Here is a 13,266-nt window from a genome sequence, read left to right on the forward strand (position 1 = left end):
CGTGGCTCCCCTCTCCCGGAGGGGAGGGGCCGGGGGTGGGGTCCCCACGCGGAGGGCGACTACCTATCTACCCGCAAAGCTGTGCTAGTCGGTCAGCTCTGCCAGCAGCCTTTGCGCTACTTGCCGCCCGGTGCCCAGCGCGGCGTTGAGTGAGGGGTAGGCTACCCAATCGCCGCAGCGCCACAGCGTGTTGCCCAGGCGTAGCTCTTGCTGCACGGGCTGATTGGGGGCATACGCAGGCAGCGCCTGGTCAATCTGATAGGTACGCAGGTGCCGCCAGGTGCTGGCCACCGGGCCAAACCAGGCGGCCAGCTCCCGTTGCAAGCGGGCGGTTAGCTCGGCCTCGGCCAGCCCATGCGCGCCGTGGGTGCTCACCGATACCAGGTGCTGGCCCGGAGGCGCCGCGGCGGGGCTTACCTCGGCCGGAAACGCCACGTTGTGGGCCAGCGCGCCCGGCTGGGCATTGAGGTGCAGCAGCCGGTGGCCGTGGCCAGGGGCCGGGCCGCCGGTGGCGAAGTAGGTGCAGGTGGTGGCGTGGGCCACCGGGTGCGCGGGGGTGGGCAGGGCCAGGCTGCCTAGGCCTCCCAGGCGGGCGGCGGCCGGCCCATCGGTGGCCAGCACAGTGGCAGCAGCGGTCAGGGTTTCACCGCTGGCTAGCTGCACCGTGCGGCCCGCGTCGAGCACGGCGGCCACGGCCGTGTTTAGGCGCACGGTGCCCGTGGGCAGGCGGGCGGCCAGCTGCTCAGGCAGTTGCTGTATGCCTAGGGCCGGCACGGCCGCCTCGCCTTTGGTAAACTGCTGGAACACGAACCGGAAAAAATTGCTGGCCGTGCGCAGGTCGCGGTCCAGGTACACGCCGCCAAAGAAGGGCCGGAAAAAGCTGGTGATTATCTGCTCGCTCCAGCCGTAGCGGCGCAAAAACTGCAGGGTCGTTTCGGGGTGAGGCAGGGCTAGGAGCGCCTCGGGCGACTGGGCCAGCTGCTCGAGCGCCAGCCGGGCCAGCAGCAGCTTGTCTGGCAGCGTGCCAATGGGCGAGGCCAGCGCCGCCGGTGCCGCCAGCGGGGCGCGCAGCGGGTTTTCGAGGGTGGTTTCGCGCCCATTGGGCAGGCGCACCACGGCGCCCGAGCGGTAGGTTTTGAGTTGCAGCGCGCCGTAGTCGAACACGCGTCGGGCCTCGGGGTAGTCGGTCAGCAAAATCTGGAAGCCCCGGTCGAGCCGGAAGCCCTCGCTGGTCAGGTCGGTGCGCACCCGGCCCCCCACGCCGTCGGCCGCTTCGAGCACCAGCACGGGGCGGCCCGCGCGGTGCAGCCAGTTGGCGCACGCTAGGCCGGCCATGCCCGCGCCGATAATGATAATGGGGGGTTGTTCGGAGTTCATAAAGTCAAGTTCAAAACAGCTTGGGCATTTTGTGGGGCTTCCATTTCTTGCGGGTTTTCATGGTGTAAAACTCCGCCGCCCCACCTTGGGCCAGGGTCAGCTGCCAGGCCCCGAGCACCTGGCCCACCTGCCGGCCGGTGGCGCGCAAGTTTGGGAAGCGCTCGTGGAGCAGCCCAGCTTCGGCGGCGGTGAGGTCGCGGCCGGGCTGGCCGTGGCAGCGCAGGCACAGGTTGTGGCGCAGCACGATGGGGCGCTGGTAAAAAAACGTGTCGGCGGCCGGGCGGCCAATCAGGCGCAAGGTGTCGGGCCGCAAGCCGGCGGCTTGGGCGGCCTCGGTGGCCCTGGGGCTGGCGGCGGGCTGCCACCCCACGCGGCGCGGGGTGGCCCGCCACTTACGGGCCATCGAGTCGACCCTAGGGTAAATTTCGGGGCGGCAGAAAGCGGCGGCGCCAGCCACGCCGCCGGCGGCCAGCTCGCGGGCCAGGGTGCGGCGCAGCAGCGAATCGGCGTAGCCCGTGAGTGAGTCGCCCGCCCAGCGGGTGGCGTGCAGCAGGTCGGCGGGCAAGATGCGCTTGACCTCCCAGTTGGCGGTTTCCTCGGCTATCTGCTTGGTGCCGGGCAGGTGCTGCACCTGGTCGGGCTGGCAGGCGGCCAGCAGCAACACTAGCAGTAGAAAAGGGTACTTCATGGAAAGGTGCTTGGCCATGGCGGGCGGCGGGGTGTACGTAGAAAGCCTCGCCTACGGACGTGCCCACCCGGCACCGGCGGCGCCACCTACCGCACCCGCAGTAGGGCCTAGGCCCCCAGCAGCCAGGCGCGCAGCGCCGCGTAGGTGGGCGCCAGTGGCACGCTCTGCTTGGGTTTTTCTAGCAGGTAGTGCAGGGCGGCCGGCAGCGCTACCGGGTGGCCCACCAGCGGCTCTACCACCTCTGGAAACTTCACCGGGTGGGCTGTCGCTAAAAAGAAGCCGGCCGCGCCGGGGTGCTCGGCTTGGTATTGCCCTAGGGCGAAATACGCCACCGCGCCGTGCGGGTCCAGCAGGTAGCCGTGCGCGGCGGCCACGCGCCGGATGGTGGCGCGGGTGTCGGCGTCGCTCACGGTGTAGCCGCTCAGCAGCTGGCGGATGGCGGCGTGCTGGTGCTCGAAAAGCTCCAGAATGCGCACGAAGTTGCTGGGATGCCCCACGTCCATGGCGTTGGAGATGGTGGCTACGGCCGGCTTGGGCTCGAAAAGGCCCGAGCGCAGGTAGGCGGCACCCGCGTCGTTGGCATTGCAGGCCGCCACGAAGTGCCCCACCGGCAGCCCCGAGGCGTGCGCCAGCAGCCCCGCGCACAAGTTGCCGAAGTTGCCGCTCGGCACCGCCACCACCGGCGGCGCGGCGTGGCCCGCCGCCTGCCACTGCTGCCAGGCAAAGAGGTAGTAGAGCTGCTGCGGCAGCCAGCGCGCCACGTTGATGCTATTGGCCGAAGTGAGCGTGCGCTTAGCCGTAAGCGTCTCGTCCTTAAAAGCTTGCTTCACCAGCGCCTGGCAGTCGTCGAAGTTGCCTTGCACCTCCAGGGCCGTAATATTCTGCCCTAGGGTCGTGAGCTGCAGCTCTTGCAGCGGGCTCACCTTGCCCGTGGGGTAGAGGATGACCACCTCCACGCCCGGCACCCCCAGAAAGCCGTGCGCCACCGCCCCGCCCGTATCGCCCGAGGTAGCCACCAGCACCGTCACGGGCGCCGCCTTTTCGCTGGAGAAGTACCCTAGGCAGCGGCTCATAAACCGCGCGCCCACGTCCTTAAATGCCAGCGTGGGTCCGTGAAACAGCTCCAGCGCCGCGATGCCCGGCGCCACCGGCACCAGCGGAAACTCAAAGTCTACCGTTTCGGCGCAAATGCGGCGCAACTCAGCCTCTGGTATGGTATCACCCACGTAGGGCGCCATCACCTCGTAGGCCACCTCGGCCCGCGACAGGGTAGGCAGCGCGTTCAGAAACTCGGGCGAGAACTGCGGAATACTTGCGGGGAAATACAGGCCCCCATCGGGCGCCTGCCCGGCAATGGTAGCGGCCCGAAAATCGACTGGGGGCGACTGACGGTTGAGGCTGTAGTAGTGCATCAGCGTAATAAGTTATGATGGAACGTCATGCTGAGCTTGTCGAAGCATCTCTACCGCGTCGTTGAACGAAGCCAGGCGACGCGGTAGAGATGCTTCGACAAGCTCAGCATGACCGCCCTGTTTTTGTAAAGTTTATATCACCCGCGCTCCCTCGGCCGCAATGGGCCCCACGTGCAGGTGGTAGGCTATGCCCATTTTCTCGTACACCGACCCTAGGGCCTCGGCGGCGGCGCGGGCGGTGGCTTCGTCCTTATTGAGCATAAAGATGGATGGCCCCGAGCCCGAGATGCCGCCGCCCAGCGCCCCGGCTTCCAGCGCCCGGCGCTTGGCATCGGTTAGGCCGGGGAGGAGGGCGGCGCGGGCCGGCTCCACGATGTAGTCGTCGAGGGCGCGGCTAATTAGCTCATAATCATGGGTGAGGAAGCCGGCTACCAGGCCCCCCACGTTGGCCCACTGGCGCACGGCTAGCCCCAGGGGCACCGATACGGGCAGCACGGCGCGGGCGTCCTTGGTGCGCACCTCAAACTGCGGGTGCACCAGCGCCACCCACAGCGGCGGGGCGGGCAGGGCCACTACATCCAGCACCGGCGCCACGGCCCGCACTAGCGTGAAGCCCCCGCAAATAGCCGGCGCAATGTTGTCGGCGTGGCGCACGCCCGAGGCCACCGCCTCGCCGTACATCGCCAAATCAATCAGCTCCTTGGGCGAAAAACGGTTGCCCAGCAGCGCGTTGGCCGCCACCACGGCGCCGGCCGCGCTGGCCGCACTGCTGCCAATGCCGCTGCCCGGCCGGATGCCCTTGGTTATCTCTACTTCAAACCCTAGGGGCTCGGGCACGGCCCGCAGCAAAGCCAGCAGCGCCGCGCCGGCCACGTTGCGGTTGGGGTCGGTGGGCAGGTCGTAGTCGTCGAGGTGCCGAATGTGCAGGCCCGGCCGGTCGGTGCGGGTCAGGCGCACGGTGTCGTAGGGCTCGGTGAGGCACAAACCCAGCACGTCGAAGCCGCAACCGACGTTGGCAATGGTGGCGGGGGCGTGCACCGTAACGGTAGTTTGCATAAGTTCTGGCGGGTGGCCTCACCCCTCGGCCCCCTCTCCGAAAAAAGAGAGGGGGAGCCGAGGCGGCGTAGCAGTACACTTGCGTTAAAAAATTGTCAGGCTCCCCCTCTTCTTTTCGGAGAGGGGCCGGGGGGTGAGGCCACCCGCCAGAACGACTACAGCCGCGCCGCCCGAATAATATCCGCAAATACCCCGCTGGCCGTGACCTCGGCGCCAGCGCCGGCGCCCTTCACCACCAGCGGCTGCTCGGGATAGCGGTCGGTGTAGAAGAGCACCACGTTGTCCTTGCCGCGCAGCTCGTAGAGGTCGTGGCCGGGCGCTATCTGCTGCAAGCCCACCGACGCCTTCCCATCCGCATATTGGGCCACGAACTTGAGGCGCTTACCCTTGCCGGCCGCGGCATCGTAAAGGGCCCGGAAGTGTGGCTCGTGCACGGCTAGTTGCTCGTAGAAGGCGGTCACGTCGCCCTCCAGGCAGCTGGCGGGCAGGAAGCTCTCGTTGGCTACGTCGCTCATTTCCAGCGCCTGGCCGGCCTCGCGGGCCAGAATCAGGATTTTGCGGGCCACGTCCGAGCCGTTGAGGTCGAGGCGCGGGTCGGGCTCGGTGTAGCCCTCGGCCTGGGCCTGGGCCACCACCTCGGCGAAGGGCCGCGAGCCGTCGTAGTTGTTGAACACGAAGTTGAGCGTGCCCGAGAGCACCGCCTGCATCCGGCGCACCACGTCGCCGCTGCGCGTGAGGTCGCCTAGGGTGCCAATGACGGGCAGGGCCGCGCCCACGTTGGTTTCGAACAGGTACTTGGTGTTGAAGTCGCGGGCCAGCTGCTTGAGGTGGCGGTAGCTGGCGTAGGCGCTGCTGGCGGCCACCTTGTTGCAGGCCACCACGGCTACGCTCTTGGCCAGCAGCGGCGCGTACTGCCCGGCCGCGGCGGGGTTGGCCGTCACGTCCACAAAAATCGAGTTGCGCAGGTTCTTGCTGATTATCAAGTCCGTGAACTCATCCAGTGACAGCCGGGGGGCCTCGTTCAGCTCCGCGGGCCAGGAGGCGAGGTCGAGGCCACCTTCGTCGCTCACCAGGCAGTGGCGGCTGTTGGCAATGGCCACCACGCGCAGGTCGAGGCCCAGCTTGTCGCGCAGGTAGGGCTGCTGCTGGTGCAGCTGGCCCAGCAGCTTGCCGCCCACGTTGCCCGGCCCCAGCACAAACAAATTCACCTGCTTGTAAGTGGCCTCAAAAAACTCTTCGTGCAGCACGTTGATGGCCTTGCGCACGTCGGCGGCCCGAATCACAGTCGAGATATTGCGCTCGGAGGCGCCCTGCGCAATGGCCCGGATATTGACCCCGTTATGCCCTAGGGCCCCAAACAGGCGCCCGCTGATGCCGGGGTGGTTGCGCATGTTTTCGCCCACCAGCGCCACGATGGCCAGCCCCGTTTCGGGCCGCAGCGGGTCGAGGCGGCCGGTGGCAATTTCGCCGGCAAACTCCTCATCCACTACGCGTTGCGCGGCCGCCACGTCGCCCTCGCTCACGCCCACGCAAATGCTGTGCTCGCTGGAGCTCTGGGTGATGAGCACCACGTTGATGCGGGCCCGCGCCAGCGCCGCAAACAGCCGCGCCGCAAAGCCCGGCACGCCCACCATGCCGCCGCCCTCCAGGTTGAGCAAGGCCAGGCTGCCGATGCTCGACAGGCCGCGCACTGCGCCGGGGCTGGGCGGCGGGGCCACCTCCACCAGCGTGCCGTAGTCGTGGGGGGCAAAGGTATTTTTAATCCACATCGGAATGCCCGCCTGCCGCACCGGCTGCACCGTGGGCGCGTACAGCACCTTGGCCCCAAAGTGCGACAGCTCCATCGCTTCCTCGTAGCTGATGCGCGCGATGGGCCGCGCCGAGCGCACTAGGCGCGGGTCGGCCGTCAGCATGCCGCTCACGTCGGTCCAGATTTCCAGCTTCGCAGCCCCTAGGGCCGCCGCCAGAATGGCCGCCGTGTAGTCAGAGCCGCCGCGCCCTAGGGTGGTGGTGTGCCCCTCGGTATCGGCCGCGATAAAGCCCGGCGCTACCCACAGGCTTGCAGGGGTTTGCAGCTGAAAGGCGGTGACGAGTGCTTCGGTCGTGGCCTCGTCTACCTGCGCCATGCCGAAGCGCGAGTTAGTGCGAATCAGCTGCCGGCTATCAGCCCAGGCGGCCGCCGTGCCGCGCGCGGCAAAGGCCGCCGCCACCAGCCGGCTGCTCAGCAGCTCGCCGTAGCTCATCAGCCGGTCGAGGGTGCGCGGCGACAGCTCGCCCAGGGCAAAGATGCCATCGGCCAGCAGCGCCAGCTCGGTGAACTGGGCCGTCAGCCAGGGCTGAATGTCAGCTTGTTGCGCGGCCTGGGGCAGCAGGGCCTCGGCGGCGGTGAGGTGGCGCGCCTCCAGCTGGCGCAGGGTGGCGCGGAAGCTTTCGTTGCCCGCGGCAGCGGCCTGGCCGGCGCCAATGAGCGCGTCGGTGGTGCCGCCCAGCGCCGACACTACCAGCACCACCGGCCCCAGGGTTGACGCCTGCTGCACAATGGCGAGCACCCGCTCGATATTCTCGGCGGAAGCAACCGACGTGCCTCCGAATTTCAAAACTTGCATGCTGCTTTTCTTGCTACTTGATAACCAGACTACTAAAAAACTAGAACGTCATGCTGAGCTTGTCGAAGCATCTCTGTCGCGCCGCATTGTGCGGTAGAGATGCTTCGACAAGCTCAGCATGACGTTCTAATTCGCTCGCCGGCCGAGAGGCGGCGCTGCGGGGCGCAGTGCTGGCAAGCAGTGGCACTTCCTTCGGGCTGAAGCAAGCAATAGGAAACAAGCAACATAGTCAGCGGTGTTAGCCCTAGTATCTTTGCAAACTACTGACTATTTTTCTCGACTACCAAAATGCTGGATAAGTTAGAAGCCATCCGCGAGCGCTACGAAACCGTGAACGAGGAGCTGATGCAGCCCGACGTGATGAGCGACATGAAGCGCTTTAAGACCTTGAATAAAGAAAACAAGGACCTGGGCAAAATCATGGTTGAGTACCGCGCCTACCAGCAGGTGCTCAGCAACATAGAGAACGCCCGCCAGGTTATCGCCACCGAAAAGGATGAGGATTTCCGCGAAATGGCCAAGGCCGAGCTGGACGAGCTGCTGCCCGAAAGCGAGCGCCTGGAAGTCGCCCTCAAAGATTTATTAATTCCCAAGGACCCCAACGACTCCAAGGACGTCATTATGGAGATTCGGGCTGGGGCCGGCGGCGACGAGGCCTCGCTGTTTGCCGGCGACTTGCAGCGCATGTACCTGCGCTACGCCGAAAAGCAGGGCTGGAAAATGGAGCTGGTGGACGCGATGGAGGGCACTTCGGGCGGCTACAAGGAAATTATTCTGGCCGTGAAGGGCGAGGACGTGTACGCCAAGCTCAAGTTTGAGAGCGGCGTGCACCGCGTGCAGCGCGTGCCGGCCACCGAAACCCAGGGCCGCATCCACACCTCGGTGGCCAGCATCGTGGTGATGCCGGAGGCCGAGGAATTTGATATTGAACTGGATATGAATGACATCCGCAAGGACCTGTTCATGTCGAGCGGCCCCGGCGGGCAGTCGGTAAACACGACGTACTCGGCCGTGCGCCTCACCCACCTCCCCACCGGCATCGTGGCTCAGTGCCAGGACCAGAAGTCGCAGCTCAAGAACTTCGACAAGGCGCTGCAGGTGCTGCGCTCGCGCATTTTTGAGATTGAGCTGGCCAAAAAGAACGAAGCCGAGGGCGCGCTGCGCAAAGGCATGATTGGTGGCGGCGACCGCTCGGATAAAATCCGCACCTACAACTACCCCCAGGGCCGCGTGACGGACCACCGCATCGGCTACACGGTGTACAACCTGCCCAGCGTGATGGACGGCAACATCGACGACTTCGTAGAACAGCTGCGCCTGGCCGAAAGCGCCGAGAAGCTGCGCGAGGGCGTCGCCTAATCGCAGATTTAACGGATTTAACGGATTCCACCGATACGCTTGGCTGCGCCAAGCTGACTACGCGGCTGCTAACTATAAAAGAACAGCCAATAAGCACGTCATGCTGAGCTTGTCGAAGCATCTCTACCGCGCCGCCTAGGCCTATTATTCGGGAGAGATGCTTCGCGGGGCTCAGCATGACGTGCTTATTGGCTGTTCTTACAGGACCTAACACCAAACCGGCCCTAGGGCTCGTTTTAGCGCTATTCTACTCTAAGCTATTGGTAATGCGTTATCGTTACGTACTGATTTTCTTGATGCTAAGCACGGCCCTGGGGGGGCTGTGGCTACCCGGCTGCAAGCCGCGCGAGGAGCAGCTGCAAACCAGCGGCGGGCTGGAATTTTCGGCCGATACGGTGAAGTTCGACACGGTTTTCACCACCCTGCGCACCGTTACGAAGCGGCTGTGGGTCTACAACCGCAACCCCAAGGCGGTGAGCATCGACCTCATCAGCCTCGACAACCCCAGCACCTCGCCTTACACGCTGCTCATCAACGGCGACTTAAAGCAAACCGCCACCAGCGTGCAGGTGCGCGGCCAGGACAGCTTGCTGATACTGGTGCGGGCCCAGCTGAAAGACAACGGCCAGAATGGCCTGGCCAAAGCCTACGTGCAGCAGGATTACCTGAATTTCAGCACCAACGGCCAGCAGCAGCGCGTGCTGCTGCGCTCGTTTGGCCAGAATATCTACCTGCACCAGCACACGCGCCTGCCCTGCAACGCGGTATGGACCAACGACCGGCCCCACGTGCTCTACGATACCGTGGTGGTGCCCGCCGGCTGCACGCTGCGCCTCAAGCCCGGCACGCGGGTGTATGCCCACGCCGGGGCGGTGCTCATCGTGCAGGGCACGCTGCTGGTGAACAGCCCAGCCGACTTCACGCCCGGCAGCGGCGCCACTGACACTATCAGCGCCAAGAATGCCAGCGTGGTGCGCTTTGCCGGCGACCGCAGCAACGAGGCGCAGTACGCTACCGCGCCGGGGCAGTGGACGGGCATCCAGTTTTACCCTGGCAGCCGCGGCAACCTAGTGCGCTACGCCACGGTGCAAAACGCCGCCCAGGGCCTGCTAGTGCTGAGCGTGAGCGGCCCGGCCATCGACCTGGCGGTGCAAAACTCGGTGGTGCGCTACATCTCGGGGGGCAGCGTCAGCTTTGCGGGGCTCAAAAGCAACGGGTTGGGGTTGCAGGGCGCGGGCATTCTGAACGTGTTTGGCAAAGTGACGGTCGAGAACACGCTGTTTAGTGACTGCTACGAGTTTGCTATGTACGGCCTAGGGGGTAGCAACAGCCTGAACTTCTGCACCGTAGCCAACTACCCGGCTACCAATGGCGTGCGCCAAACGGCCTCGCTCACGTTCTCCAACGACACCACCAAAAACTACCCCACGGCGGTGAGCGTGCGCAACTCGGTGGTGTGGGGTAGCATCGACGACGAGTTGTATTTGGAGGGCTACAAGGACTACAAAGCCACCGCCAGCGTGCAGAATACGCTGCTCAAAACCAAGCTCTACGCTGGCACCACCGACGCGCTGCGCCGGCCCGGCCTGGCGGCCACGGCGCTCAATAATATCGTCAACCAAGACCCCAAGTTCCTGAAGCTGTACGCTGGCAGCCTCAGCGACTACCGCCTTAGTAGTACCTCGCCGGCCTACCAGTGCCCTAGCCCCGCCGGTGGCCTGCTCAGCCCCAACCGCGACTTGCTGAACCTGCCGCGCAGCGCCACGCCCACCCTAGGGGCCTATGAGAGTACGAAGAAATAGTGACTAGTTACCAGTGACTAACGACTAATGATAAGCTATGCATTCTCCTTTTTATTTTACGGCTGGCCACTAGTAATTAGTCACTAACACCATGCGTTTTATTCAGAAGCGGCTGCGGCTGCCGGCCGTGGCCGAGGGCTTCCACCTAATTACCGACCTGCTGCTGGCCGAGCTGCCCGAGCTAGAAACCCTGCGCGTGGGCACGGTCAATTTTTGCCTGCAGCACACCTCGGCCAGCCTCTTTATCACCGAAAACGCCGACCCCACCGTGCGGCGCGACTTCCAGGAGTACTTCCGGCGCCTGGCGCCTGATAATGCGCCCTATTTTCAGCACACTCTGGAAGGCCCCGACGATATGACGGCTCACCTCAAGGCGGCCATGCTGGGCTGCACCGTCACGGTGCCCATCGCCAATGGCCAGCTGGCGCTGGGCACCTGGCAGGGCCTGTGCCTGGGCGAGCACCGCCGCCACGGTGGCCGCCGCTGGGTGGTAGCTACCCTCATGGGCGAGTAGGTCATTAGCAATAAAACGCCAGCTTAGCATGATGGGCGTTTTTAAGCTATAGCACTCTTGCCAACGTGCGGTAGCGCAGCGAGTCGAACAGTACCAGCTTCTGCACGCCGCTGGCGCCGTAGGTGCGCAGTTGGCCGTGGTCGAAGCTCATCGTCAGGCTTTTGGCGCCGTAGAAAAGCGCATTGTCTTGCCGTAGCCGCGCCTCGATGCGCGCGGGCTGGCCGGCCGGGCCCGTAACGGCAAGCTGCAGCACGGCCGCCTTGGGGAAACCAGGACGCAGGGTGTAGGTACGGCGCACCCCTAGGCCGGGCACCGTGGCCGAGTCGAGGGCGTAGGCACCGCGCAGGGCGGCTTTGTTGATGTCGGCCTGGTAAAAAAGCTGCAGCTCGTCCGTCCACTTCACGGCGGGTACGCGCGTGGTTTCGGGCGCTTCCCGGCGCAGCTGCACCTGCTTCTCCACGGCGGCGTGGCGGGCGTCGAGCTGCCGGGCCTGGGTGTCGAGCAGGCCGCGCAAGTCGAAGTAGGGGCCCGCCGGGGCCGGGCTGCCGGGTGCCGCCGGGTCGGGGCCGGTGGTAGGCTTTTGGCAGCTGCCGAGGCCTAGGGCCAGCAGCGCGGCCAGGATGTAACGGCTAGTTCTACAGCTCATTAGAAAGGAGTGACGCAAACCTAAAGAGAACGTCATGCTGAGCCTGCCGAAGCATCTCTACCACGCCGCATTGTTCGGTAGAGATGCTTCGGCAGGCTCAGCATGACGTTCTGGGGATGCTAACTTATTTCAGCACACTAAGTTCAAAGTCTACGCTGGGCGCAGCAGGCTCTGGCCGGTCATTTCGGCCGGCTGGGGCACGCCCATCAGCGCCAGCACCGTGGGGGCAATGTCGCCGAGCTTGCCGTTGGCCAGGGTGCCGCGGTAGCCGTGGTCGGCCAAAATGCAGGGCACCAAGTTGGTGGTGTGGGCGGTGTTGGGCGAGCCGTCGGCGTTGCGCATGAACTCGGCGTTGCCGTGGTCGGCGATGATGATAGCGGCGTAGCCGGCCCCTAGGGCCGCTTCTACCACGGCCTGGGCGCAGGCGTCGGCGGTTTCCACGGCCTTTATCACGGCCTCAAACACGCCGGTGTGGCCCACCATATCGGGGTTGGCGAAGTTGAGCACCACAAAATCGGCGGCGTTGGCTTGCAGCTCGGGTACCAGCGCGTCGCGCAGCTCGGCGGCGCTCATCTCGGGCGCCAGGTCGTAGGTGGCCACCTTGGGCGAATTGCGCAAAATGCGCTTTTCGCCTTCAAACTCCAGCTCGCGCCCGCCCGAGAAGAAGAACGTGACGTGCGGATACTTCTCGGTTTCGGCAATGCGAATCTGGGTTTTGCCGTGGGCCGCCAGCACCTGCCCTAGGGTATTATCCAGGTTGTCTTTCTCAAAAATCGGCGTCACCCCCACAAACGTCGCGTCGTAGTTGGTCATGGTGAGGTAACGCAAGTGGTTGAGCTTGTGCATCTGGTAGGCGTGGAAGTCCTGCTGCGTAAGCGCCTCCGTAATCTCGCGGCCGCGGTCGGTGCGGAAGTTGAAGCACAGCACCACGTCGCCTTCCTGAATGGTGGCCAGCGGCTGCCCGTCGGGCCCGAGCTTCACCAGCGGCTTCATGAACTCGTCGGTAATGCCTTCCTGATATTCTGCCTCAATGCCTTGCACGAAGTCTTCCACTGGCGTGCCTACGCCGTTCACCAGCAGGTCGTAGGCCACTTTCACGCGCTCCCAGCGCTGGTCGCGGTCCATGGCGTAGTAGCGGCCCACCACCGAGGCTAGCTGCGCGCCCGTCTGGTGCTCCTCATTATAGGCTAGTAGCTCGCGCACGTACTGGGCGCCGCCCTTGGGGTCGGTGTCGCGCCCGTCGGTAAAGGCGTGCACAAAAATTTGCTGCACTCCCGCCTCGTGGGCAATGCGGCACAGGCCCTCGGCGTGCCGGATGTGGGCGTGCACGCCGCCGTCGCTCAGCAAGCCCATCAGGTGCAGCGGCTTGTGGTGCTCGCGGGCGTAGTCTAGGGCCTCCTTGAGGGCCGGAATCTCGGCAATCGTATTCTCCCGGATGGCGCGCGTCACGCGCACCAGTTCCTGGTCCACGATGCGGCCGGCGCCAATGTTCATGTGGCCCACTTCCGAGTTGCCCATCTGGCCCTCGGGCAGCCCCACGGCCTCGCCCGAAGCCTCGAGGGTGCTGTGCGGAAAGCGCTGCAGCAGCGAGTGGAAGTAGGGCGTGCGGGCCGCGTCGACGGCCGAAACGCTGGCGTCGAGCGGAATGCCCCAGCCATCCAGAATTACCAATAACACCTGCTTATTCATGGCGCGAAAGTACGGCCCGCATCCTAATCGAGTTTTCGGGCGTACTAGGCCGAGTTTGTTCGGCAGCCTCAGTTTTTCTTCACAATTTGCCGACCCGCGTAGTTGCTGGCATAGTTT

10 protein-coding genes are annotated in these 13,266 nt (G+C 65.0%); 3 read left to right on the plus strand and 7 right to left on the minus strand.

Going from position 1 to position 13,266, the window contains the following annotated elements:
- Positions 1–84: 84 nt before the first annotated feature.
- The 5 genes from HHL22_RS18370 to thrA all read right to left on the minus strand — a co-directional run bounded on the left by HHL22_RS18370 (position 85) and on the right by thrA (position 7,139).
- Positions 85–1,377, minus strand: a complete 1,293-nt coding sequence (locus HHL22_RS18370) for a protoporphyrinogen/coproporphyrinogen oxidase (protein ID WP_169532856.1) — start codon at positions 1,375–1,377, stop codon at positions 85–87.
- A 10-nt stretch (positions 1,378–1,387) separates the two neighbouring features.
- Positions 1,388–2,065, minus strand: a complete 678-nt coding sequence (locus tag HHL22_RS18375) for a c-type heme family protein (protein ID WP_169532857.1) — start codon at positions 2,063–2,065, stop codon at positions 1,388–1,390.
- 107 nt (positions 2,066–2,172) lie between these two features.
- Complete coding sequence (thrC, locus tag HHL22_RS18380) at positions 2,173–3,477, minus strand: threonine synthase (protein ID WP_169532858.1); 1,305 nt, start codon at positions 3,475–3,477, stop codon at positions 2,173–2,175.
- 132 nt (positions 3,478–3,609) lie between these two features.
- Positions 3,610–4,533, minus strand: coding sequence for a homoserine kinase (locus HHL22_RS18385; protein WP_169532859.1), 924 nt, complete (start codon positions 4,531–4,533; stop codon positions 3,610–3,612).
- A gap of 155 nt (positions 4,534–4,688) precedes the next feature.
- Positions 4,689–7,139, minus strand: coding sequence for a bifunctional aspartate kinase/homoserine dehydrogenase I (thrA, locus tag HHL22_RS18390; RefSeq protein ID WP_169532860.1), 2,451 nt, complete (start codon positions 7,137–7,139; stop codon positions 4,689–4,691).
- Positions 7,140–7,427: 288 nt separating this feature from the next.
- Here thrA and prfA point away from each other — a divergent pair, with 288 nt between their 5' ends.
- From prfA to HHL22_RS18405, 3 genes are all read left to right on the plus strand, one after another.
- The gene (gene prfA, locus HHL22_RS18395) at positions 7,428–8,498 is read left to right on the plus strand and encodes a peptide chain release factor 1 (RefSeq protein ID WP_169532861.1); all 1,071 of its coding nucleotides are present in this window, start codon (positions 7,428–7,430) and stop codon (positions 8,496–8,498) included.
- A 266-nt stretch (positions 8,499–8,764) separates the two neighbouring features.
- Positions 8,765–10,300: a hypothetical protein gene (locus HHL22_RS18400; protein WP_169532862.1), complete on the plus strand. Its 1,536-nt coding sequence runs from the start codon at positions 8,765–8,767 to the stop codon at positions 10,298–10,300.
- Between the two features lie 91 nt (positions 10,301–10,391).
- A complete protein-coding gene (locus HHL22_RS18405; RefSeq protein ID WP_169532863.1) occupies positions 10,392–10,814 on the plus strand; it encodes a secondary thiamine-phosphate synthase enzyme YjbQ in 423 nt (140 codons plus the stop codon).
- 46 nt (positions 10,815–10,860) lie between these two features.
- Here HHL22_RS18405 and HHL22_RS18410 read toward each other — a convergent pair whose 3' ends face one another.
- The gene (locus HHL22_RS18410) at positions 10,861–11,460 is read right to left on the minus strand and encodes a hypothetical protein (protein ID WP_169532864.1); all 600 of its coding nucleotides are present in this window, start codon (positions 11,458–11,460) and stop codon (positions 10,861–10,863) included.
- A gap of 150 nt (positions 11,461–11,610) precedes the next feature.
- Entirely contained in the window at positions 11,611–13,149 is a 1,539-nt protein-coding gene (gene gpmI, locus HHL22_RS18415) for a 2,3-bisphosphoglycerate-independent phosphoglycerate mutase (RefSeq protein ID WP_169532865.1), read from the minus strand.
- Between the last annotated feature and the right edge of the window lie 117 nt (positions 13,150–13,266).

It is taken from the genome of Hymenobacter polaris, assembly GCF_012927305.1.
GTDB lineage: Bacteria > Bacteroidota > Bacteroidia > Cytophagales > Hymenobacteraceae > Hymenobacter > Hymenobacter polaris.

Excerpts from the sequence above, each read along its gene's own strand:
- HHL22_RS18370 (WP_169532856.1), bottom strand. The coding sequence starts at position 1,377 with ATGAACTCCGAACAACCCCCCATTATCATTATCGGCGCGGGCATGGCC.
- HHL22_RS18375 (WP_169532857.1), bottom strand. The coding sequence starts at position 2,065 with ATGAAGTACCCTTTTCTACTGCTAGTGTTGCTGCTGGCCGCCTGCCAG.
- thrC (WP_169532858.1), bottom strand. The coding sequence starts at position 3,477 with ATGCACTACTACAGCCTCAACCGTCAGTCGCCCCCAGTCGATTTTCGG.
- HHL22_RS18385 (WP_169532859.1), bottom strand. The coding sequence starts at position 4,533 with ATGCAAACTACCGTTACGGTGCACGCCCCCGCCACCATTGCCAACGTC.
- thrA (WP_169532860.1), bottom strand. The coding sequence starts at position 7,139 with ATGCAAGTTTTGAAATTCGGAGGCACGTCGGTTGCTTCCGCCGAGAAT.
- prfA (WP_169532861.1), top strand. The coding sequence starts at position 7,428 with ATGCTGGATAAGTTAGAAGCCATCCGCGAGCGCTACGAAACCGTGAAC.
- HHL22_RS18400 (WP_169532862.1), top strand. The coding sequence starts at position 8,765 with ATGCGTTATCGTTACGTACTGATTTTCTTGATGCTAAGCACGGCCCTG.
- HHL22_RS18405 (WP_169532863.1), top strand. The coding sequence starts at position 10,392 with ATGCGTTTTATTCAGAAGCGGCTGCGGCTGCCGGCCGTGGCCGAGGGC.
- HHL22_RS18410 (WP_169532864.1), bottom strand. The coding sequence starts at position 11,460 with ATGAGCTGTAGAACTAGCCGTTACATCCTGGCCGCGCTGCTGGCCCTA.
- gpmI (WP_169532865.1), bottom strand. The coding sequence starts at position 13,149 with ATGAATAAGCAGGTGTTATTGGTAATTCTGGATGGCTGGGGCATTCCG.